The sequence below is a fragment of the Psychrobacter sp. 4Dc genome (genome assembly GCF_002836715.1).
Lineage (GTDB): Bacteria > Pseudomonadota > Gammaproteobacteria > Pseudomonadales > Moraxellaceae > Psychrobacter.
Window position 1 is genome coordinate 1 of sequence record NZ_PJAT01000143.1, and the last position, 22,274, is coordinate 22,274.

19 protein-coding genes and 1 tRNA gene are annotated in these 22,274 nt (G+C 43.5%); 5 read left to right on the forward strand and 15 right to left on the reverse strand.

What is annotated here, in order from left to right; translation table 11 throughout:
• Positions 1 to 370: 370 nt before the first annotated feature.
• Positions 371 to 1,330: a DUF1853 family protein gene (locus CXF61_RS12350; RefSeq protein ID WP_134292774.1), complete on the forward strand. Its 960-nt coding sequence runs from the start codon at positions 371 to 373 to the stop codon at positions 1,328 to 1,330.
• Between the two features lie 99 nt (positions 1,331 to 1,429).
• Here CXF61_RS12350 and CXF61_RS12355 read toward each other — a convergent pair whose 3' ends face one another.
• From CXF61_RS12355 to CXF61_RS12390, 8 genes are all read right to left on the reverse strand, one after another.
• On the reverse strand, positions 1,430 to 1,960 hold the full coding sequence (locus CXF61_RS12355; protein WP_102091142.1) for a DUF2726 domain-containing protein: 531 nt from the start codon (positions 1,958 to 1,960) through the stop codon (positions 1,430 to 1,432).
• Between the two features lie 251 nt (positions 1,961 to 2,211).
• Entirely contained in the window at positions 2,212 to 3,399 is a 1,188-nt protein-coding gene (locus tag CXF61_RS12360) for an SPOR and LysM peptidoglycan-binding domain-containing protein (protein ID WP_165598410.1), read from the reverse strand.
• Positions 3,400 to 3,644: 245 nt separating this feature from the next.
• Positions 3,645 to 5,030 (reverse strand): bifunctional tetrahydrofolate synthase/dihydrofolate synthase, encoded by a 1,386-nt coding sequence (gene folC / locus CXF61_RS12365; protein ID WP_165598411.1) that lies wholly within the window; start codon positions 5,028 to 5,030, stop codon positions 3,645 to 3,647.
• A 200-nt stretch (positions 5,031 to 5,230) separates the two neighbouring features.
• Positions 5,231 to 6,178: an acetyl-CoA carboxylase, carboxyltransferase subunit beta gene (gene accD / locus CXF61_RS12370; RefSeq protein WP_193834230.1), complete on the reverse strand. Its 948-nt coding sequence runs from the start codon at positions 6,176 to 6,178 to the stop codon at positions 5,231 to 5,233.
• A 397-nt stretch (positions 6,179 to 6,575) separates the two neighbouring features.
• Positions 6,576 to 7,400: a tryptophan synthase subunit alpha gene (gene trpA / locus CXF61_RS12375; RefSeq protein WP_165598412.1), complete on the reverse strand. Its 825-nt coding sequence runs from the start codon at positions 7,398 to 7,400 to the stop codon at positions 6,576 to 6,578.
• Positions 7,401 to 7,453: 53 nt separating this feature from the next.
• Positions 7,454 to 8,215: a hypothetical protein gene (locus CXF61_RS12380; protein WP_165598413.1), complete on the reverse strand. Its 762-nt coding sequence runs from the start codon at positions 8,213 to 8,215 to the stop codon at positions 7,454 to 7,456.
• Positions 8,216 to 8,379: 164 nt separating this feature from the next.
• The gene (trpB, locus tag CXF61_RS12385) at positions 8,380 to 9,654 is read right to left on the reverse strand and encodes a tryptophan synthase subunit beta (protein ID WP_057758619.1); all 1,275 of its coding nucleotides are present in this window, start codon (positions 9,652 to 9,654) and stop codon (positions 8,380 to 8,382) included.
• 169 nt (positions 9,655 to 9,823) lie between these two features.
• Positions 9,824 to 10,525: a phosphoribosylanthranilate isomerase gene (locus CXF61_RS12390; RefSeq protein WP_264755688.1), complete on the reverse strand. Its 702-nt coding sequence runs from the start codon at positions 10,523 to 10,525 to the stop codon at positions 9,824 to 9,826.
• Between the two features lie 171 nt (positions 10,526 to 10,696).
• Here CXF61_RS12390 and CXF61_RS12395 point away from each other — a divergent pair, with 171 nt between their 5' ends.
• Positions 10,697 to 12,313 (forward strand): cryptochrome/photolyase family protein, encoded by a 1,617-nt coding sequence (locus CXF61_RS12395; RefSeq protein ID WP_165598415.1) that lies wholly within the window; start codon positions 10,697 to 10,699, stop codon positions 12,311 to 12,313.
• A 21-nt stretch (positions 12,314 to 12,334) separates the two neighbouring features.
• Here CXF61_RS12395 and CXF61_RS12400 read toward each other — a convergent pair whose 3' ends face one another.
• Positions 12,335 to 13,078, reverse strand: coding sequence for a DUF4230 domain-containing protein (locus CXF61_RS12400; protein WP_227526687.1), 744 nt, complete (start codon positions 13,076 to 13,078; stop codon positions 12,335 to 12,337).
• Positions 13,079 to 13,671: 593 nt separating this feature from the next.
• Between CXF61_RS12400 and CXF61_RS12405 the strand changes: the two genes are divergently transcribed.
• Entirely contained in the window at positions 13,672 to 15,390 is a 1,719-nt protein-coding gene (locus CXF61_RS12405; RefSeq protein ID WP_165598416.1) for a proline--tRNA ligase, read from the forward strand.
• A gap of 123 nt (positions 15,391 to 15,513) precedes the next feature.
• Here CXF61_RS12405 and queF read toward each other — a convergent pair whose 3' ends face one another.
• The 4 genes from queF to CXF61_RS12425 form a co-directional block, all read right to left on the reverse strand.
• Positions 15,514 to 16,398, reverse strand: a complete 885-nt coding sequence (queF, locus tag CXF61_RS12410; protein WP_165598417.1) for an NADPH-dependent 7-cyano-7-deazaguanine reductase QueF — start codon at positions 16,396 to 16,398, stop codon at positions 15,514 to 15,516.
• 65 nt (positions 16,399 to 16,463) lie between these two features.
• Complete coding sequence (locus CXF61_RS12415; RefSeq protein ID WP_057762348.1) at positions 16,464 to 17,237, reverse strand: ABC transporter permease; 774 nt, start codon at positions 17,235 to 17,237, stop codon at positions 16,464 to 16,466.
• A gap of 29 nt (positions 17,238 to 17,266) precedes the next feature.
• Entirely contained in the window at positions 17,267 to 18,229 is a 963-nt protein-coding gene (locus CXF61_RS12420) for an ABC transporter ATP-binding protein (protein WP_101204942.1), read from the reverse strand.
• A gap of 317 nt (positions 18,230 to 18,546) precedes the next feature.
• Positions 18,547 to 19,203, reverse strand: coding sequence for a c-type cytochrome (locus tag CXF61_RS12425; protein ID WP_165598418.1), 657 nt, complete (start codon positions 19,201 to 19,203; stop codon positions 18,547 to 18,549).
• A 352-nt stretch (positions 19,204 to 19,555) separates the two neighbouring features.
• On the opposite strand from CXF61_RS12425, the gene CXF61_RS12430 reads away from it, so the two are divergent.
• Positions 19,556 to 19,632, forward strand: a tRNA-Arg gene (locus tag CXF61_RS12430).
• A gap of 242 nt (positions 19,633 to 19,874) precedes the next feature.
• Here CXF61_RS12430 and CXF61_RS12435 read toward each other — a convergent pair.
• Positions 19,875 to 20,237 (reverse strand): hypothetical protein, encoded by a 363-nt coding sequence (locus tag CXF61_RS12435; RefSeq protein WP_165598419.1) that lies wholly within the window; start codon positions 20,235 to 20,237, stop codon positions 19,875 to 19,877.
• 35 nt (positions 20,238 to 20,272) lie between these two features.
• Here CXF61_RS12435 and CXF61_RS12440 point away from each other — a divergent pair, with 35 nt between their 5' ends.
• On the forward strand, positions 20,273 to 21,073 hold the full coding sequence (locus tag CXF61_RS12440; RefSeq protein ID WP_165598420.1) for an SIR2 family NAD-dependent protein deacylase: 801 nt from the start codon (positions 20,273 to 20,275) through the stop codon (positions 21,071 to 21,073).
• Positions 21,074 to 21,176: 103 nt separating this feature from the next.
• Here the strand turns inward: CXF61_RS12440 and CXF61_RS12445 are convergent, their stop codons facing one another.
• Positions 21,177 to 22,175: an adenosine deaminase gene (locus tag CXF61_RS12445; RefSeq protein WP_165598421.1), complete on the reverse strand. Its 999-nt coding sequence runs from the start codon at positions 22,173 to 22,175 to the stop codon at positions 21,177 to 21,179.
• Positions 22,176 to 22,274: the final 99 nt, after the last annotated feature.

A 22,274-nucleotide genomic window follows, 5' to 3' on the forward strand; every position in this document is an offset into this window, starting at 1 on the left:
TATATCACCGCTATATACCCTTATAAGCCCCCCTTACTACCACATACCATAGACCTATGTTGAAAGCCGTAGAATATCTTTACGGATCAACACACAACATGGAGCTATGAGCATGACCCAGCACAACCAACCACCGCATAACGCGCCTAACAATATATTAAAACGGCTACTGCCAATACTTAAAACAATACTCAGTATTTTACTACCTTACTTGCTATCACCATCTGATATCAGCATTCACATCCATCACATTCATATCCTGTTTTAACGTAAGAAAGCCTAGCACTGCCCTAGCGGATACTTGTCATCTATAGACTTTTATAGAGCGAGCCGTTAGGGTAAATGCTACACCTTTACACTGGTTTATCCTATGTCCGAGCCTGTCAATCAGCCCACATTTAATCACCTCATAGATAATGCACCTTGGGAACGTTACCGCCGACCTTATGTGCGTGATTTGGCTTATGTACTGTCGTGTCCCAATGTTTTGACGCAGTGGCTAGACTTTGCACCGCATCAAAATACACATACCGTTGCTGTGCATAGCGCGCAATTTTGGCAGACGCAATTTGAGGCGTATGAGCAACGATTAACAGAGCTAGACACCACTGCCGCCTATCAAGATCTGACTCGCTATTTACTCAAACGCCCTAGCCCCAATCGTCTGGGTTTTCATTTTGAAGGCTTACTGTCATTTTGGTTAGAGGATGGGTTCGCACGCAAGCTGCATCCGTATGAGACCCTGGCTAGCAATGTGCAGCTCTATAATGGCAAGCAAACGACTGGTGAGCTTGATTTGATTTTGTATAACCATGCAGAACAGCTGGTTGAACATTGGGAGCTAGCCATTAAGTTTTTTATGGGGTCAACACCTTTTGAACCTGTGAACTGGGTCGGGATTAACTCCAATGATAATCTACAGCGTAAAATGACGCACATGCAAACCAAGCAGTTTCGAGCGGTGTGGGTAGATACAGAAAACCACGGACAGGTAAAAATCGATAAGCGTTATGGCGTGATCAAAGGGCGATTCTTTTTACCGATTAATACAACTGATTGCGGTGATTATGATTGGCCATATTGGCTAACGCCGAACTTTCCGATACATAAGTGGTGTGATAAAAGAGACATGGCAAATCTTGCAACGATTGACACTACAGCTTTGCGAGCCGCGCATTATATTGAATGGTTCACCAAGCGCGACTTTTATGATGAGCGAAATGCTTATAATGGTCGCCAGCAGCCGATAGTTTGGTCAGATAGCGAGCTACCTAAGACAGGTTTATATTTTGAAGGTAATCGACCAATCGTTATTTACCCAAGACAGTAAGACCAGATCGATGAATAAATTTAGCTAACCTAAAGTTTTAAGATGAAACTGCTTAGATAATATTCTGGTCTTAACAATCGGACAGCTTTCACAGAATTCTTAATAGCTCTCAATCACTTGCATTAGCTCATATCTAAGCATATCGGCACTCGGCATACGCTCAGCATGGAAGCGCACCATCGCAATACCTGCACTGGCAAGCGCCTTATCCTTTTTATCATCCGCTTTTTGGCGGGCTTTGCTACTATGCGTCCAGTCATCAAGCTCGATAGCGACCAATGTAGTCTGAGCATCGACATCCACGATCACATAGTCAACGCTCTGACGGCAGATACGATTGAACCAAAAGCTACGCTCTGATGTCTCACTACTATTGGCTTCAATGATCCGTGACAGCTGTACTTGGACAAATATGTGATACTCCGGCAGCGCATTTTTTAACTTATTAAAAAATATCACTTCCGTATCGGTCATGATTGGCATCGGCGCAAATGGCCAAATAGCCAACTCATCACCGCGCACAGGTTTTGGATCAGGCTCAACGACAGGACGTTTTGCTAATAGCTTCGGTAACGTAATCAGCCCCAAAAAGCCAACGGCTAATATTAGAAATATAACACTAAACGACATGGTTCTACCTTATACAATATGAGAGTGATGGGCTAAATGTCATTATTGATAGCAGTTAATAATGCGCCAACCACGACAAGGCAACCTATATAGGCTGACAGGTTATACAACAACGGATTATAAAAATGGCGCTCATCTTAACTAAGGCGGCGCCAATCAGCAATCTATAAAACAAAAAACACGACAGTATTTGTCGTGTTTTTATATAAAGTAGATAAAAGCCGAATCGAGACCGTTAGAAACGCTCTAGCTTAACGCCAGTAAAGCACCCAAGCGCTGGTCGTATTTACTTTAGGGTCACTATTGATTTTATCTTTCAATGCCAATGCTGCGACTTTGCCACGTTCAGGCCCAACCACGACACGGACACCGCGGCTAGTTGCACTGGTCTTGACTTGATAACCTGCTGCTCGGAACTTTTTCGCTAACTCATCGGCCTTGGCTTGGTCATTTGCTAGCGCTACTTGCACTCCAAAGCTACCCTTAGCGTCTGTTTCTTTGACTTCTTTACGCGCTTCACTCAGTTTTTGCTGCGCTTCACGTTTTGCATCGGCAGATTTCTTCGCAAGGGCTTCTTCTTGTTGACGCTTCTTCTCACGTGCTTGTTCAGCGGCTGCCGCTTCACGCTCTAAACGCTGTACCTGTTTGCTCGATGGGATAGTAATACTTTGACCCAGTTGTAGCGCTGCCGATGGCGATAGATTGTTAGCTTGAGCCAATACTTCTACAGGCATATTATATTGTCTTGCCAGTTTGATGAGTCCATCACCTTTCTTAATTTGGTATTCAGAAGGCGATTTTGGTGGCTCATTTTTAGCCGCTTCAGCTGCTTCTCTTTTTCTCTCAGCCGCTGCTTGGGCTTCCGCCTGCTTTTTTGCTTCGGCTAGTCTCTCTGCCTCCGCTTGTTTTTTACTCTCAGCAAGTTTTTTGGCGGCCGCTTGCCTTTGAGCTTCTTGTTGCTCTTGAACCGCTTTTTGCTTCTCTGCTTCGCTAGACTTTGTAGTATCAGTAGCAGACTGACTCTCCGTACGAGGCTGAACGGTCAGATCTGTAGTAACGTCTTTTGTAGACTCTGTATTGGTAGTTTCATCAGTAGCTGGCGCACTATTATCAACATATTGCTGGCTCTCAGCACGTGCCTTAGCCAATGCTTCTGCTTCAGCAACTTCCTGCTCTGTCAAAAACTCTTTTGCACGTTTTTCTTGCTCTGCGACACGGGCTGCACGCTCTTTTTGCTTTTGCGCAAGGATACGTTTTTCCGTCTCGATATCAGTTGTGAGCGGCTGCGGAGACTCTTGCTCCGAGCTTGATTTGTCAACCATCGCTGACATCGGCTCTGGTTGATCGCTATCACCAATCTGTTGCACCATGGCGTATAGCATCACGCTACCGCCGATAATCATCCCAATGCCCAATAAGGCTTGTCTCGAAAAGTTCATCCGTTTACGTCTCTTAGTTGGTAATAAGGTTGATTGAGCGGCGCAGTGACTATCTTAAAGCAGTGTATCAAATCACTTTAATCATGATCTCGTACCGCCAGTTACTGTCAGTTAATGCCATCAGGGTTCAAAATTTATACCGCCCGTCTTCTACTGGTCTGGCAAATCATTTTGATTATAAAGCATATTTTTCATGCTGTCTGCTATCAGGCTACGACTAAGATTAACATTAAACAGGCACTACTTTAACTTAAATTATCATACGCTAAGGCACTCAACGCCTCCCCAATCGTATGAAACGAGCCACATACGACGATAAGGTCTTGCGGTTGGCTCGCCTCTATCACTGCATGGGTCGCTGTATGCAAACCATCGAACTCATATATATTGGTGCTATCGATATATTTAACCAAGACATCTTGCAGCTGTTCAGTAGTCGCGGCACGAGGGTAGTCAATCTCAGCGATAAACCAGTCACTAATCGGTAAGCATGCTTGGGTTAAGCGCTGCACAACCTTATCAATATCTTTGTCACCTAACATAGAAAATAGCATTTTTATCTTTGGTGTAGGGATATTCGCTGAGCTATCTTGATTACTTTGCTTGGCTACATGCTGCTGCCAAAACGGTAATAGCTGTGCTAATAAGAACTCAACGCCTTGCTCATTATGCGCCACATCAAACAACCAATGGCGGCTATGGCTCTCACGATAATCGAAGCGACCTGCCAGTTTGACAGTTTGTAACGCTTGCTCAATGGCATTGATATCGATATCTAATGGACTTGCTAATACTGCGGATAAGGCATTGGCGGTGTTAGTTAACGATAACGCAGGACGTGGTAACTGCAAGGTAACCGCTGCATTACTGTATTGCCAAGTCGTTGAATCAATATCGCGGTAGCTAAAATCTTGTCCAATCTGATAACAAGTTGCCTGCTGAGTATCGATAGCGTGTTGCACACTATCTGGCATCTCAATAGCACCATAAATCAGAGCAATACCGTTGCGCAAGATACCTGCTTTTTCGCGACCAATATCCTCGACATTGTCACCCAACCAGTCAACGTGATCGATACCGATATTGGTAATGACTGCCATGTCAGGATCAATAATATTGACCACATCTAGGCGTCCACCCAATCCTACTTCTAATACCCACACGTCACAATCTGCCTCAGCGAATATCAATAGCGCTGCTAGTGTAGTCATCTCAAAGAACGACAACGTCAACTCGCACTGTAAACGCGCTGCCTCTACGTTGCTAAAAGCCTCAATCAGCGTCTGATCGCTGACCATCTCGCCATTGATACGTACACGCTCATTGAAGGCGCTAAGATGTGGCGACTGATATAGTGCCGTCTTATAACCTGCGGCTTTACACATTTCGGCGATGACAGCGGTTGTCGAGCCTTTGCCATTGGTACCTGCTACAGTAAATACATAAGCGTCATCTTTGGCTGATTGCACCACGCCTAACGCTTCTGCGACAGGCAATACACGTGACAATCCCATATCGATTGCAGACACATGAATCTGCTGCATATAATCGAGCCATTCAGTTAGGCTAGCACTTTCATTAGGACTATGGGCGTTGGGGCTGCGAAGGTCAGAGGCTAAAAGGTCAGACATGGATAAAACCTATATAAAATTTAATAAGAGATAAAAATATATGTGTTAGCTAAAACCAAAAATAGCACTTACCGTGCAATGACGATAAATGCTATTAGAGGGTCTTGCATATGCAGTAGATGTTAGCACGCAGCTAAGTCTTTGTGCACTCAATAAATGATTCATTATACTGAGTCATTTACCTTATTGAGCATCTCATTTTACTGAGCATCTACATTTGGTACGCGGCACAGTTTTGCAAGTAGACGATAGATCGTATCGATTAGCTGATGACGATGTACCACTTCATCCACCACACCATGCTCTAATAAGAACTCAGCGCGCTGGAATGGCTCTTCTAACGTCTCACGTACAGTCTGCTCAATCACACGCTTACCAGCGAAACCAATCATCGCTTTTGGTTCTGCTAGATGGATATCACCCAGCATCGCCAGTGATGCAGTTACACCGCCGTACACCGGATTGGTCAATACCACAATATAAGGAATCCCAGCGATTCTTAGACGCTCAATCGCTGCTGCCGTGCGTGCCATTTGCATCAATGACAGTAGGCCTTCTTGCATACGTGCACCGCCAGAAGCGGCAAAGCAAACCAAAGGTATTTTTTGCTCTAGCGCTTTTTCAGCTGCTTGAACGAAACGATCGCCAACAACTGAACCCATTGACCCGCCCATAAAGCGGAAATCAAAAGCACAGGCAACGATATCAAGGTTACGCAGTTTGCCATACATAGCAACCAACGCCTCAGACTCACCTGTTTTTTCTTGTGCTTCACTCATACGCGCAGGATATGGCTTACTATCCACAAAGCTCAATGGATCTTTTGCCGTAAATTCTTGTCCTGTCTCGCCGTCTACTTGATCAAGCAGCCAGTTCAAACGCTCACGAGCACTCATCGGTAAATGATGATCACAATGCGGGCACACATAACAGTTAAAAATCAGCGCTGTGTTGGTAATCATCGAATGACAATTACTACACTTGGTTGATGGTTCAGTCTCTACCGCGGACAGTGGCGCAGTCAAATGCTGCTTGATACCTGGGATAGGACGATTAAACCATGACTGCCTATCCGTATTGCTGTTTGGCGCGGCTTTAGCAGTATTGTTATCGGGTTTTGTTATTGTATCAGTCATATTATTTGCCATCATAAAAGGCTTATTGACAAGTTTGCTCATTCGCTTGTCATTGAGAGTTTAATGGTTATCTAAACAAAGCGTCTAATACAGTCATAACATGAGCAGTCATGCGACATACTGATAAATAAATCTCGTATGTCGGTCATTTGATTATGCGCTTGTTTATAGATAATGTATTTACCAATAAAAATGACGAATAAATCATTGCTATCAGACACCATATAATAGTGATGTTAGTTTACACTCGTAAACTAATTTTAGCAAAGTCATTTAGTATTGTCTTCACGTAAAGCTTTTAAGTAAAGTCTTAGGTAAACAATAGCTGCAATTTGACTTTGCCATTTCAAATAACTATTTCTTCAAATAACTACTTCTTCAAGTAACAGCAATATGGAAGCAATAGCTATTAAGCGCTTAAGCTGTCTAATGCTACACGCAGCTCATCCATTTTTGCCATGATGTTTTGCTGAGCCTTGGCCACAGCCGCGGTATCATTGGCATCAATATCTGCAAAATTCTGTACCAATGCACTACCCACGATAACGCCATCCGCATGAGTACCAATTGCTTTTGCAGAAGCGCCATCACGGATACCGAAGCCTACACACACAGGCAGGTCTGTCTCTGCTTTGATTGCTTGCACTTGCGTCGCCACATCGTCAGTATCTAGCGTAGCTGAACCAGTCACACCTTTTAGTGATACATAATAAATATAGCCACCACAATGAGTCAATACTTGCTCACGGCGCTCGGGCAACGTCGTTGGCGACAGCAAGAAAATCTCATTCATTGAATGATCAGTTAGATGCTGAGTGAAACTGCCCGCCTCGGCTGGTGGCAAATCTACCATCAATAAACCATCAACGCCTGACTGCTCGCATAGCGCCACAAAGTTGTCATAGCCGATGATTTCAACAGGATTAAGATAGCCCATTAAGATGATTGGCGTTTGCGTGTCGGTTTGGCGAAACTCTGCCACCATCTTTAGCGTGTCGCGTGTGCTCGTACCTGCTGCTAAGGCACGCTCACCCGCCAGCGATACGGTTGGGCCATCTGCCATCGGGTCAGAGAACGGCAGACCGACTTCGATCATATCTGCACCGTGCTTCACTAAATCGTGCAATAGACCTACGGTCGTTGCAGGATTAGGATCGCCTGCCATCACATAAGGAATCAGGGCTTTTTTGTTTTGTGATTTTAAAGTTTCAAAAGTGCTTTCAATTCTGGTCATAATGTTCTCTTATAATTTTGTTAAATAAATTTTTAGCTTATATAAGTGTATTCTTACCAGCCAATATCCATTAAATTATCGTGGTTATCTTGCGACAAATATTTAATACCATCAGTTCTTTGCTTGTGAAAAGTATTCATAATATTTAGAATTTCACGCAAATCAATATAATACCGGCCATTCAAAACATTGTAATGCTCATATAACGTAAATTTTTTGTGAGCTAACAAGCCTTCAAGTCTTTTATCTTTATTTTTCATAGCTGCAACGTGCTGTTTTTTATATATTATCGAAAAACCAATACCAGAATGACTACTTTGATTTAGATAAAACTTTTCAACATCATCAAAGCTTACTATCTGATCATGATGTAGCTTATCAATGAATATAAAGAAGCTAGATAGAAAGCTAATGCTATCTTCTTTAATAACCATGATTGGCACATGTTTCCAAGTCAACCGCTTTGCAACCCATGGATTTGGCACAACAAAACCTTTTTGGGCACGATGCAACCAATATATCATCAGAAATAAAAACAACATGGGTATAGCTAAAAGAGACCAAAGCCCAAGAATATTTCTTAAAACTTCATCAATTGTCGTAACCGTATAACCTGTCGAAAGCTCCCAAACAGCCATAAAGACATACATCACTGACCATACAATGACAACTATAAAGAAACCATAACTCTGCCAAAAACTGACGCTTTCAGTAGGTACACCCACACTTATTGTGACTGGCGCTGTTAGCACTGCTTGGTCTGGATACTTGCCCAACTGGCTAGGCTTACTCGGTATTAAGCGGTTCAAATTCATGGAGGTATACTATCGATAATAAAAAAATAGCTAGCAATATTGATAACTACTCTACTCTATAGAGTGAAGTAATTATCAATTAGCGTATTGAGATTTAGGATATCTAATCGACTTAATACGCTGCTAAACTTTCTTATACAACCATCTAAACTACTCCATTCTTACTACAACTCAATCCCTTCTGCCTTCATTACTGAATGCAGATCCTTGTCACCGCGACCTGACATATTAACGATAATCGTCTGATCAGGCGTCATGGTTTTAGCCAGTTTCAATGCATAAGCGACAGCATGAGCAGTCTCAAGCGCAGGAATGATACCTTCTTTGCGCGTTGCTTCATGGAAGCCTTCTAACGCTTCTTTGTCCGTACAACCAACATACTCAACACGCTTCATGTCTTTTAGGAAGCTATGCTCTGGGCCGACACCAGGATAATCAAGACCCGCTGAGATAGAATGCGTCTCTTGAATCTGGCCATCATCATCTGCCATGAGGTAAGTACGGTTACCATGCAGTACGCCGATACGACCAGCAGCCAATGGTGCTGAATGACGACCTGACTCGATACCATCGCCTGTTGCTTCAACACCATACATCTTAACTTCAGTATCGTTCAAGAAGTCAAAGAACAAACCAATCGCGTTTGAGCCACCACCGACACAGGCAACCAATGCATCAGGCATTTTACCTGTTTTTTCTAGATGCTGAATGCGCGCTTCTTTGCCAATAATCGCTTGGAAATCACGAACCAATAGCGGATAAGGATGCGGGCCTGCCACAGTACCGATAATATAATACGTGCTATCGACATTGGTCACCCAGTCACGCATGGCTTCATTCATTGCGTCTTTGAGCGTACGTGAGCCAGAAGTGACAGGCACAACTGTCGCGCCAAGCAAGCGCATACGATAGACGTTCATCTTTTGACGCTCGACATCGTCAGCACCCATATAGACGATACACTCTAGCCCTAAGCGTGCCGCAATCGTTGCCGTCGCTACGCCATGCTGTCCTGCCCCAGTCTCAGCGATGATACGTTTTTTACCACACATTTTGGCAAGTAGTGCCTGACCAATGGTGTTATTTACTTTATGCGCGCCTGTATGGTTTAGATCTTCACGTTTGAAGTAAATTTGCGCACCGCCAATCTCATCACTCAAACGCTTAGCATGATACAGCGGCGTTGGACGACCGACATAATTGACCAAATCGTTGTGATACTCTTCCCAGAATGCTGGGTCTGCTTTGACTTTGGTATAAAGCGTTTCTAGCTCTTCTAGAGCAGCCATTAGCGTCTCAGAGACAAAACGCCCCCCATGTACACCGAAATGACCGCGCGCATCAGGATACTGGTTGAAGTCCTGTACGTTTTCAGGATTGGTAAAAGTATTTACAGATTGTGCGGTAGCAGATAAATCTTTGTTCTCGACATGACTCATGATAATTCCTACTGTAATAAGTGGTATTTTTTAGATAACTTTAGATAACTTTAGATAACTAGAGAGAAAATAATAAAAGGGATAATAATCTAATAAGATTTAAGCAGAAAATCGGAATAACGATCAACTAAGCAGATTATGTATCGCAAATAGCTAGATACACACCCACTTAGATGGCGCCAGTGACCGTAGCGTTTTGCCATCGATCGCGCTTAACCGCTTTCATAAAGGCACGCATTTTGGCAGCGTCTTTTTTACCTTTATCAACCTCAATACCACCGCTCACATCGACACCACAAATAGGTAAATCTAATGTCGCGGCAACATTGTCGGCATCGAGTCCACCGGCTAAAACGATTGGTAGTGCGCTGTCATGTGGAATGAGACTCCAGTCAAAACGTGCGCCTGTACCGCCATACTTATGCTGATGATAAGCATCCAATAAAATACTACTGGCACCTGCGGTCGAAAACTGGTTAATTTGGGCGCGAACACTATCGAGAGTGTCTTGCTCTGTATTGATACGCAATGCTTTGATCCAACGTTTATTGACCATACCTGCCAGCTGTTGGCATTGCTCAGGCGTTTCATCACCATGGAACTGGATAACATCAAAAGAGACGTTATTTGCTAATTTGAGCAGCTCATCTTTAGGCATATTGACTACCAGTGCCACTACGCTGACAAAAGCAGGTACGGCAGCGCTCAGGGTTTGCGCCTGCGCTATTGTGACCGCACGTGGACTTGGTGGATAAAACACCAAACCCACTGCATCTGCACCTAGCTGTGCCGCAGTCTGTATATCACCAAGCTGAGTAAACCCGCAAAACTTAACGTGCATTTTGTGACCTTGCGTTTCATGGTACTGAATATGACACCGATTATAGCGGCATCAGATAGGTTCAAACCAAAGATAAATCGTTAGATGTGATGAGGTTTTGTTAACCAAATGGCAAAGCCATTGCATCCAAAAACTTATCCTAGCATACTTTTATCCTTAGTTTTGTTTATGATTGCGATTGATTAATATAGGGATACTTTGATGTCTAAGACTGCACAGACAGCCGCTACTGATACTGGCGACAATGCTACTAGCAAAAATCCAGCACCTTACTTGATGTGGTTTCGTCGTGACCTACGTATCCATGACAATACCGCTTTAGCAGCGCTTTGCGAACGTGCAAAAGAAGACAACGCCTCAGTGTCTGCCATATTCTTTTTAACCCCTGAGCAGTGGCAAGCGCATGATACGTCCCTTGTACAAGTCGATCATATTGCTCGCACACTACCTATCTTAGCAAAGGACTTGCAATCGCAACTGAACATTACTTTAACAATACAGCTCTGCTCAAGCTTTGCTGACTGTATAGAGGCGCTCATAACCTTATGTAATGACAATGAAATCAGCTGCGTCATGGCCAATCACGAGTACGAAGGCAATGAGATTGATCGTGATGAACAATTGAACAAGCAACTTGCAAAAGACGATATCGAGTTCGTCCGCTGGCATGACCAGTGCATTTTGCCACCGCAAACTATCACGACCAATGATGGCGATAGTATGTATAAGGTCTTTACGCCGTTTTATAAAAAGTGGCGACATACGTTGGACGTCAGCACCATTCAAATGCATGAAGCACCCGCAGTGGATAGTGATTATAAAATCAAACTACCATCATCGCAAACGTTTGCCAATACAATTGACGATATCAAAGCACTAAGTGAAAAAATGCTCAGTGATTATCAGCAGACATTAGAAAAGAACGAGTCATTGCAGCATACCGATATATCAGCTCAGCTTAACCAAGCAAGAGACGCCTATCCTGCAGGTGAGTCTGCCGCTTGCCAGCGTCTGGAGGCATTCGTCGATGATGATATCAATGATTATGATGTGAGCCGTGATGTACCGCATCTGCACGCAACCAGTCAGTTATCGGCTTACCTCACTATCGGCTCTATCAGTCCTAGACTCTGCTATCTACAGGCGAGCAAAGCACAAGAGAAGCTACACGGCAATGACGGCGATAACGAAGACATCAATCGCTGGATAAGTGAGCTTGCGTGGCGAGACTTTTATCGCCATGTGCTAGTAGAAAAACCAAACCTGATTCGTCATAAGGCTTATAAAGAAGATACCGACAATAAGGTTAATTGGTCATATGACAACGATGATTTTGAAGCATGGTGTACTGGTAAGACAGGCGTGCCATTAGTCGATGCAGCGATGCGCTGTCTTAATGCTACTGGGTTTATGCACAATCGATTGCGAATGGTAACAGCGATGTTTTTGACCAAAGACTTGCTGATTGATTGGCGCTTGGGTGAGCGCTACTTTATGCAGCAGCTGATAGACGGAGACTTTGCGTCCAATAACGGCGGCTGGCAATGGAGCGCGTCGACAGGTACGGACTCAGCGCCCTACTTCCGTATTATGAACCCCTTTAGCCAAGCCAATACGCATGATCCTAAAGCTCTGTTTATTAAGACTTGGCTACCAGAGTTAAAAGACATTCCTAATAGCATCTTACATAACGAAGATAAGATGCGTAAAGAATTGGCAAAAGGTGGTAAGTTTGCCGATGTTGATTACCCTGCACCGATGGTCGAGCATAAATCAGTACGCAAGCTAGCTATCGCCGAATTTAAAAAAGAAGCTTAATTTTAGAAAACAACTAGCAGACTAGCCATTGGTAGTGACTGGCAATTGACATGCACCTGCACCCTGAGTGGTAACCGTCACTACCGCTCCCGTGAGCGCAAATAGCTGCTGCAACTGCGTTTGGGCATTTTGCAGCGCCATATTCATGACATCTCCTCGGCAGGCACGCTCTAACACTTCTTTTTTTGCCATGGTTTGTGCTTGCGCCAATATCTTAGGATCAACTTGCATCATGCCAAAAGCGCCTGTCTGCCAGTCATAGATCTCGATATCATCTAAATATACTGAAAATATCTCTGTAGGCGGTAAGGTAATATTGATTTGTGGCATGGCTGAAGCAGGTGAATTATTCGCTGCTTGCTCATCCTCTGCATCAGTCATAGTCTGAGTAGGCTGAATGACCTGCACCATCTCAGGCGTCAAAGCACTCAGATCAACGCCTGCCTCTACGCGACCATGAGCGATAAACAGCGCTTTTTGTTCATCTTGCCATAACTTCATCCAACTCCCCGGACGCTCACTCGTAATCACTGTATCGACACTGAATGCGACAGTATGTAAGCGATTTAACTGCTGAATTTGCGTAACCACGCCTTCGCGAGTAATAGTTTCTATCGGCGCTTCTTCTGGTTTGTTTTGCGCGCTATAAATAGCAAAAACAATCGCTGCTAGACCGATGAGTAATATCACCCATGACATTGTCGCAATAGGACGTTTCGCAGGCTTTTGAGTGGCATTAGCGTTATTCATATCAGGATTATCCATAGAAGCTACCTTTATAATATTGCATCGTTTGGTAAGGCCAAGAGCGTTGTAAAAATGGAACAAATGCTTAGTCTATAAATGCGACTATTGTGCAGTAACTTCAAGTAATGGCTACCATTCCTCTACATAACTTTATCCATAAACCTCTACGCAACTACCTTGATAAACTATCGCCAAAATAAACAGTGCTTTCGCTATAAAATCATATGAATAGCTCAATTATTTACCCCTTATTGAAGCCTTTGTGTCACGTTCGGTCTGAAAAGACAAAAAGTCATTGCGTCTTAGGCGAACTTTACCTAACATAGTCAGATTGTATGAATAAAATGTCAGTTTTAAAGCATTTATCAGGGTTTTGACCTGAATATATTGCATTTTTGGCATATTGATACATCAAATCAAATTTGCCTCTCTTTTATGAGAGTGGTTTTTACTGATGTGCTTTGTATATAAGCAGGTTGGTAACTAGGAAATACCCTAGATTATTGCTAAGTGATAAAGGTAAGCTTGCGGCGGCAATGAAACGATTAGCCATACGCTCAACATCCTACTATTTCTTATTTTTTTATCGTTGATAAGGTTACGCTTTATTTATGAAAGCCAGTCAATTTTTATTTGCCACACTAAAAGAAACCCCAAGTGATGCCGACATCGCCTCAAGCCAATTGATGGTGCGTGCTGGTCTTATCCGCAAGATTGCTTCTGGATTGTATATTTGGTTGCCTATGGGTCTGCGCGTCTTACAAAAGGTCGAACGTATTGTTCGTGAAGAGATGCAAAACGTCGGCGCACAAGAAGTGCTAATGCCGATGACTCAGCCTGCTGAGCTTTGGCAGACGACCGGACGTTTCGATGATTATGGTCCTGAGCTATTGCGCTTCAAAGACCGTCATGATCGCGACTTTGTCCTTGGTCCCACGCACGAAGAAGTCATCACCAATCTAGCACAAGGTGAGCTACGTAGTTATAAACAACTACCGATTACTTTCTTTCAGATTCAAGGTAAGTTCCGTGATGAGATTCGTCCACGCTTCGGTGTGATGCGTGCCCGTGAATTTACCATGAAAGATGCTTACTCTTTCCATGTGGATCAAGCCTCATTAGCCAAAACTTACCATGATATGTATGACGCTTATACACGCATCTTTACCCGCTTGGGCTTAGATTTCCGTGCGGTACAAGCAGATACAGGCTCTATCGGTGGTTTTGCTTCACATGAGTTCCATGTATTGGCAGATAGCGGCGAAGACGATATTGCGTTTTCGGACTCATCTGACTATGCAGCCAACGTAGAGCTAGCAGAGTCTGTCAGCACCGCTGAGCGTCAACCACCAAAAATGGAGCGTGAAGACGTTCTAACCGAAGGTATGACCAGCTGTAAAATGGTTGCTGAACACTTGGATATCCCGTTAGAAACGACGGTTAAAACCTTGATCGTTCATGGTCATACTGAGAATGATGAGCCACAACTGATTGCTATCGTGTTGCGCGGCGATCATCAGCTCAATACTATCAAAGCGGAGAAAATTGAAGAAGCCAACGTACCATTGACGTTAGCATCTGACGAAGAGCTAAAAGCGGCAGGCCTGCACAAAGGCTATATCGGTGTTAATTTAGATATGCCTGTATTCGTTGATCGTTCGGCAGCTGCGTTATCAGATTTTGTTTGCGGTGCCAATGAAGTGAACAAACATACTATCGGTATGAACTGGGCACGTGATACTCGCATTACTCGCATCGTTGATGTACGCAATGTACAAGAAGGCGACCCGTCTCCTGATGGTAAAGGCAGCCTAAAAATCAAACGCGGTATCGAAGTCGGTCATATCTTCCAGTTGGGTGATAAATACTCACAAGCGATGAACTGTACGGTTTCTGGTGAAGATGGCAAACCTGTCACCTTGATGATGGGCTGTTATGGTATTGGCGTTAGCCGTATCATTGCCGCTGCTATCGAGCAGAACAATGATGAAAACGGCATCATGTGGCCAAAAACACCAACGGTTGATGATTCAATCGCTCCTTTTGAAGTCGCCATCATCCCGATGAAGTCTAAAGAAGAGACGGTCATGCAGACGGCAACCGCCCTGTATGAAGAGTTAAAAGCTAAAGGTATCAACGTACTACTGGACGATCGTAACGAGCGCCCAGGCGTTAAGTTTGCTGATCTTGAGTTGATTGGTATTCCGCATCGTATTGTCGTGTCTGATCGCAACTTGGCGGAAGACAAGTATGAGTACGTCAATCGCCGTGAAGCCGAAAAGCAAATGCTGAGCCGTGAAGAAGTCATGGCAAAAGTAAGCGGTAAATAGTCTTGTAAATACAAACTATTTAACAAAAAGCGCCTATCTCACATAATGAGATAGGCGCTTTTTTATGGGCTTAAAAACTATTTAACATTGTATTTTTATGAACATTGTATTTTTAGCGAGAACTTACTGGCGGATTAAACGGCTTGGCTCAGGCAATAAACTGATATCACTGACACGGCAAGGATTGATATCGATACCACCGCGGCGCGTATACCATGCCCGTACCATTAGCTCGCTTGGCTGGTAGTATTGGCTCAAATCAGCAAATATCTGCTCAACACACTGCTCATGAAAACCATTGTGCTGACGGAAGCTCAATATATAGCGCAGCATATTTGCATTATTAAAAGGCTTGTCAGTCGTAATTGATACGGCCAGAGTGCCCCAATCTGGCTGATTGGTCACTGGGCAGTTACTACGCAGTAGATTGGAATAAAAGATATACGGCTGCATACCATCACTTGCCACACTTTCGTCGCTCGCCTCTACTTCGTTATTACTCAGCAATGACGCATCAGGATGTTCAGTTAAAGCAATTTTATCCGTGCTATCTGCCAATGCCTCATCAATACAAACACCCTCAGGCTGAGCAATCAATAACGCTGTTTCATCACCATTTAGATCATCGTTTAAACCAAATAACGCTACCTGTACGTCTGCTTGCAAACAAGCTGATAAGTCTTTCGCAATCAACGCTTGTACGTCGTTCCAACTGGCGAACTCGGTAAAATTAATACTATTTAAATACAATTTAAGCGATTTTGATTCTACGATAAACGGTGAGCTAGCAGGAATGCTAAAGCGTGCAATCGCTACTTGCGAGATACCTTGCGGATTTAACCAAGATATCTCAAAAGCCTGCCACCAATCGACACCGACGGTTAGCTTATCGTCTTGCCAACCGATCGCATCACGTCCCATGCTGCGCGCAATCGGATATAGCGTCTCTGGGCTATACTCAGTTGGATAGTCTGTGGTTTGCTCACCCAAGATACCGTGAATACTCATCTGTCTTCCTAATATTAAACCGTTTTAAATTTGCTCAAAATAATATACTTAGCGAATAATACGCACTATAGACGCACGCGCGAACCGTTACTTAGCAAGCGATAAGCGATGGTATAGAATATCGCACAGAACACAAAAATAGCCGCCATCGAATACCAAACATTGACATCAGAGTAGCCAAGAATACCGTAACGGAATGAGTTGACCATATAGACGATAGGGTTCAGTAGCGAGATATTTTGCCAAAATGGCGATAAATTCTCCATCGAATAAAACACACCGCCAAGATAGGTCAATGGCGTCAGTACAAAGCTTGGGATAATAGAGATATCATCAAACGAGCGTGCAAATACCGCATTGATAAAACCGCCTAACGAAAACAAGATAGACGTGCCAAGTACCGTAAATACAGTCACAAATAAATGCTCGATACCAAGATCGGTAAAGAAAAGCGCCACTATCGAGACAATCACACCGATAGCCAGTCCACGGAAGATACCACCACTGATATAACCCATCAAAATAGCATGCTTGGATACTGGCGAGACCAAAAGCTCTTCGATACTAGACGTGAACTTAGCACTAAAGAAGCTTGAGACGACGTTAGAGTAACTGTTGGTAATGATCGACATCATGATCAAACCAGGCACGATAAACTGCATATATGGCACGCCGCCCATCTCACCCACACGCGAGCCAATCATTTTACCAAAGATGACAAAATACAAGCTCATCGTGATAACTGGTGGTAGTAATGTCTGCGGCCAGATACGTAAAATACGGCGCACTTCTTTGAACCAAATAGTACGAAACGCAATCCACTTCTTACTCAATGACATTGTTTTATTATGATCGACTAGTTCCTGACTCATAATCCCGCCTCCTTCATGCTATCTGCACTCTGAATGTTTTTGTCTACCAAGCGCATAAATAACTCTTCTAGTCGGTTGGCTTTATTGCGCATACTTGCCACACTGATACCTTTATCAGACAACTGATCAAAGACACCGTTTAGTGACTCACCTTCTGTCAAGGTAACTTCTAGCGTTTGCTCATCTGGTTGCGAGACCCCTGTGACTCCTGTTAGAGCCAACTGCTCAGTGAGCGGCGTATCCAAATCAAATACAAACGTCTCTACCGACAACTGCGCCAGTAGCTCTTTCATTTCCGTATTGATACGAATTTCACCGTGATCCAAGATCGCAATGCGTTTACACAATTGCTCAGCTTCTTCGAGATAATGAGTCGTCAGAATAATAGTGGTGTTTTCTTCGATATTAATCTGCTGCATGAATTCCCACATCGAGCGACGAAGCTCGATATCAACACCCGCCGTTGGCTCATCCAGAATCAATAGCTTTGGTTTATGAATTAATGCACGGGCAATCATCAAACGGCGCTTCATACCACCAGATAGCTCACGTGATTTGCTGTCGCGTTTATCCCATAATCCCAGCGCTGTTAACAGTCTTTTTGCGCGTGGTTTGGCTTCTTTTGCCGGAATACCAAAATAACCCGCTTGCGTAATTAGGATATCTTCGACTTTTTCGAACATATTAAAGTTAAATTCTTGCGGTACAACACCAAGGTATTGCTTGGCAATCGAAGGGTTCTCTAACAGATCTGTGCCGAAAATATGGACGCTACCAGTGGTTGGCTTAAACAATGAGCTAATAATACCAATCATGGTAGATTTACCTGCGCCGTTTGGCCCAAGTAACGCAAAGAAACCACCTTGTGGTACCGTTAAATCAACCCCTTTTAATGCCGAAAACCCATTGTCGTAGGTTTTGGATAGGTTTTTTATGGAGAGTGCTGGTGCATCAGACATGAAGACCTCTTTATTTGTTATCAATTTATATAAAATGCGATTTTAGAATAATAGGCCGTGTTGAACATTCGACTATCATTATCATATAGGCAAAAGCCGTATAAGAATGTTCAACACACTCTACTCTCTAAAGGTGACAATGTACGGTAATAAACGAACTAATCTCATAAAATGAGGCTACTCATGACGAATTTCAACTGCCTTATATTCGAAGTACCATATTAATAATACTCATCATGAAAAAGCGCCTATCTCATCACTGAAATAGGCGCTTTATAGATAACTATCGTAAAAGCTTGGAAGGTAATCAACAAAGATTAGCTTGCTTCTGCGATCATATAATCTACGGCATTTTGAACTTCTTCATCAGGAATATCCGCGCCACCTTTAGCAGGCATCGCATTGAAACCATTGATAGCATGGGTATATAGCGTATCTTTACCTTTTGCGATACGTGGACCCCAAGCGCCAGCATCACCAAAGATAGGAGAGCCTAGCAAGCCTGCGGTATGACAAGTATGACATACGGCGTTATATACCGCTTTACCGTCACGAGGACCGTCGCCAGCGGCTGGGCCAGATGAGCGTGCCGTTACGTCACAAGCTTCACCATCTTCAAAACAGATATTGGCAACAGGCTGGATACGCGCAATCAGATTGGGATACAAAGCAATTAGCTTCTGTACTTGCGGCGTATCTTGTGGAATTGGCTCTTCATCAGCGGCAGGCGCTGCAGCGGCAGTTTCTTCGCCTTCTGCTGGAGCGGCTTCGTCAGTGGGTGCAGCACCATCTGTCGTATCTGCAGCAGCTTGGGTATCGTCACCTAGCGTTTCAGGAGCAGCTTCTACGACCTCTTGGCCTTCTGCTACGTCTGATGCAGTTACAGGAGTGTCTACAACATCTTCAGCTTGGCTCACCGCGATACTAGCGATTCCTAGAATGGCAGCTGCCGATAACATAACTACTTTTCTCATTCGTCACGTTCTCTTATTACGTATACAAGGACTAGCACGGCTCGGACATTCTGTCTGTCCTCCTTTGACGACCTCTAAGTCTTCAATAGCAGACAGCCATCCCGCGTGCCAGCGCACTTGCAATCGGTGATTATAAATATGAATTCTCCCCAACATTATAAGGGAAAAGGCAGGTAAATTGCCATGCTTGTTTAATGACTTGGCTGTTTTTTCTTAAAAAACCTCAATCGCGACTGTCATTTATTGGCTTTATGCTTTTTATTTGTTAGACTAAGCGGTCTTTATTTCTAGACACCTTATGCTAATTATCATGCGCATCTAAGCGTGACAGTCAGACATATCGTTATCGTATGCGCTCGTAGCTCAGTTGGATAGAGTATCGGTCTCCGAAGCCGAGGGTCGTGGGTTCGATTCCCGCCGAGCGCACCAATCATATTGTTTATAACCTCGCTCTACCCTTCCCTTAGTACTATCTTAAACTACCTAGACTTATTAAACCTACACTTCAAAATGTTTGCGATTTTTCTGTGCTTGTATACTTCTAGTGCTCTCACCTATAGTCGATTCAGTATAATTTGGATACAAGGAAGCCGAGTGAAAGTACTACAAGTAGTAGACTGAGCGAGACTGACACCGTAGCCAATTTATAGAGGATTGACTATATAGCAAAATTACTCTGCATCTTGTAAATTGGCAGTCAATTGAGCACGGCTAGGTATACGGTGATAATTGATCACGGGCACATCACCCAAACGGCGCTGACCCTCAGCAATCTTTTTATCAATCGTAATCATCGCAATTTTTTTATCTTGTTTGCTAACGAGCAAATGATTTGCCTTACGCGTGACTCGATAATCAGCAAAATGCTGCTTTAATATCGCTGATGTTTTTTGCAGCGCATCATTCGGTGTTGCATTTTTTGATTTTGCGCCATTATGCTTTTCGCCTGCTTTTGCGCCGCGCGATTTTGCCACGAACCATAAAACTGCGATGACAGCGAACAATATGACAAGCCACCAAATTCCGTCTATCATAAGTAAAAACATCCATTATTAGCAAGGGTTGGCTCATGTTAGCAGAATTATCACCAGCGTTAATAGCAGAAGTAAAACTTGCCACACAACTACTGGCATCGAAGCAGCGTATTTGCATTTTGACTGGGGCTGGTATTTCAGCAGAAAGCGGCATCCCAACGTTTCGAGATAAACAAACAGGACTGTGGGAGAACTATGGTGTCGAAGACTTGGCCACCCCTGAAGCGTTCACTCGTGATCCAAAGCTGGTGTGGTCATGGTATCAGTGGCGTCGGCAAATGGTCGCAGACAAAGCGCCAAATCCAGCCCATCATGCGTTGGCTCAGTGGCAGTATCATGCGCAAACCTCCGATCAGCAAGTGACACTCATCACCCAAAATGTCGATGATTTGCACGAGCAAGCTGGTAGCGCGGTGACTCACCTGCATGGTAATCTGTGGCGCAACCGCTGTGGTCAGTGTGAGACACCCTATCAAAATCAATCGAGAGGGTCATACGATAATCAAGGCACCATGAGCTTTGATAAAACACTGCTTAGCTGTCCGCATTGCGACGGTTATATCAGACCAGATATTGTTTGGTTTGGCGAAGCTCTACCTGTACAGGCATGGCAGACTGCCGAAGAAGCTGCAGCTAATTGCGAGGTGTTTATCAGTATCGGTACCTCAAGCTTGGTTTATCCTGCTGCTGGATTGGCACAATCAGCCAAACAGAATGGCGCGCAAGTTATTGAGATAAACCCTGATCCAACACCAAATACCATCGTCGATATCACATTAGCAGAAAAGGCTGGAATCGTTTTGCCGCTGCTTATAGCAGAGATTACTACTTTATAAACACTACTACTTATAAACATTGCTGCATGACAGACAATAAAAAAGGCATAACGATTTATATAAACCGTTAAGCCTTTGCTACTAAAAACAAGCTCGTTGTAGCTTATTTCAATGCAAGATCAACTCTCGCCAAGTAAGCTTCTTTCAACTCATCACTAATAAATGCCGATTTAAACGAGTTTTTTACCAAAGTAATAACATCGTCTTCCGTAATCGGTAGATTCTCATATAGGTTAATGAAGTTTTGATTCACATACCCTTTGAAATACGCAGGGTCATCTGAGTTAACGCTGATATTTAGACCATAATCTAAAAGCTCTTTGATATTGTGCTCTTTATAAGTCTCGAAAACTTTTAGCTCGATGTTTGAGTTCGGGCAAACGGTCAGTGGCATTTGCTCATCTTTGAGTCTTTGCATCAACTCTGGGCTTTTTATAGATTGCACACCGTGATCAATTCTATTGATATTCAATAAATCTAGCGCTTCGTAGATATACGAAAAGTCTGCTTCTTCGCCTGCGTGAGCAACCAACTTAAAGCCTTCTTCTTTAGCTTTTTGGAAGACCTCTTTAAACTTCGATGGCGGGTTGCCTAATTCTGATGAGTCCAGACCCACACCGATAATGTCGTCTTTATAGTCCAGTGCTTGCTCTAACGTTTCAAAAGCTTCTTCTTGCGATAAATGACGCAAAAAACACATGATGATGCATGATGTAATACCGTATTTTGCTTTGGCATCTGCAAGCGCTTCTTTGATACCTGTGATGACCGCTTCAAAAGGCACGCCGCGTTCGGTATGCGTCTGTGGATCAAAGAATATCTCTGTGTGAATAACATTATCTTCGACACATTTAAGAATATATTCCCACGTCAAATCATAAAAATCATCTTTGGTGAGTAGGACGTTGGCACCCGCATAGTAGATATCTAAAAAGGTCTGTAGATTGGTGAAGTTATAAGCACTGCGTACATCTTCGATATCTTTGTAAGGTATCTCTACGTTGTTCTTTTTGGCCAATCTAAACATAAGCTCAGGCTCTAGCGAACCTTCGATATGTAGATGAAGTTCAGCTTTCGGTAATTTCTTTATTAATTCAATCATAGTATTCCAATAATGGTTTTATCAAGACGAGCCCTAGTGAATGATTGCACAGTAGGATAATCAAACTGTATATATAAGGCGTCATCTGTCCCAGAAGAG

Bases quoted from the DNA above. Each gene is read 5' to 3' on its own strand.
- CXF61_RS12355 (WP_102091142.1), bottom strand. From the start codon at position 1,960: ATGTCGTTTAGTGTTATATTTCTAATATTAGCCGTTGGCTTTTTGGGG.
- CXF61_RS12380 (WP_165598413.1), bottom strand. From the start codon at position 8,215: ATGAATTTGAACCGCTTAATACCGAGTAAGCCTAGCCAGTTGGGCAAG.
- CXF61_RS12405 (WP_165598416.1), top strand. From the start codon at position 13,672: ATGAAAGCCAGTCAATTTTTATTTGCCACACTAAAAGAAACCCCAAGT.
- CXF61_RS12440 (WP_165598420.1), top strand. From the start codon at position 20,273: ATGTTAGCAGAATTATCACCAGCGTTAATAGCAGAAGTAAAACTTGCC.
- trpA (WP_165598412.1), bottom strand. From the start codon at position 7,400: ATGACCAGAATTGAAAGCACTTTTGAAACTTTAAAATCACAAAACAAA.
- CXF61_RS12395 (WP_165598415.1), top strand. From the start codon at position 10,697: ATGTCTAAGACTGCACAGACAGCCGCTACTGATACTGGCGACAATGCT.
- trpB (WP_057758619.1), bottom strand. From the start codon at position 9,654: ATGAGTCATGTCGAGAACAAAGATTTATCTGCTACCGCACAATCTGTA.
- CXF61_RS12415 (WP_057762348.1), bottom strand. From the start codon at position 17,237: ATGTCATTGAGTAAGAAGTGGATTGCGTTTCGTACTATTTGGTTCAAA.
- CXF61_RS12445 (WP_165598421.1), bottom strand. From the start codon at position 22,175: ATGATTGAATTAATAAAGAAATTACCGAAAGCTGAACTTCATCTACAT.
- queF (WP_165598417.1), bottom strand. From the start codon at position 16,398: ATGAGTATTCACGGTATCTTGGGTGAGCAAACCACAGACTATCCAACT.
- CXF61_RS12360 (WP_165598410.1), bottom strand. From the start codon at position 3,399: ATGAACTTTTCGAGACAAGCCTTATTGGGCATTGGGATGATTATCGGC.
- CXF61_RS12420 (WP_101204942.1), bottom strand. From the start codon at position 18,229: ATGTCTGATGCACCAGCACTCTCCATAAAAAACCTATCCAAAACCTAC.
- accD (WP_193834230.1), bottom strand. From the start codon at position 6,178: ATGGCAAATAATATGACTGATACAATAACAAAACCCGATAACAATACT.
- CXF61_RS12435 (WP_165598419.1), bottom strand. From the start codon at position 20,237: ATGATAGACGGAATTTGGTGGCTTGTCATATTGTTCGCTGTCATCGCA.
- CXF61_RS12350 (WP_134292774.1), top strand. From the start codon at position 371: ATGTCCGAGCCTGTCAATCAGCCCACATTTAATCACCTCATAGATAAT.
- CXF61_RS12400 (WP_227526687.1), bottom strand. From the start codon at position 13,078: ATGGATAATCCTGATATGAATAACGCTAATGCCACTCAAAAGCCTGCG.
- folC (WP_165598411.1), bottom strand. From the start codon at position 5,030: ATGTCTGACCTTTTAGCCTCTGACCTTCGCAGCCCCAACGCCCATAGT.
- CXF61_RS12425 (WP_165598418.1), bottom strand. From the start codon at position 19,203: ATGAGAAAAGTAGTTATGTTATCGGCAGCTGCCATTCTAGGAATCGCT.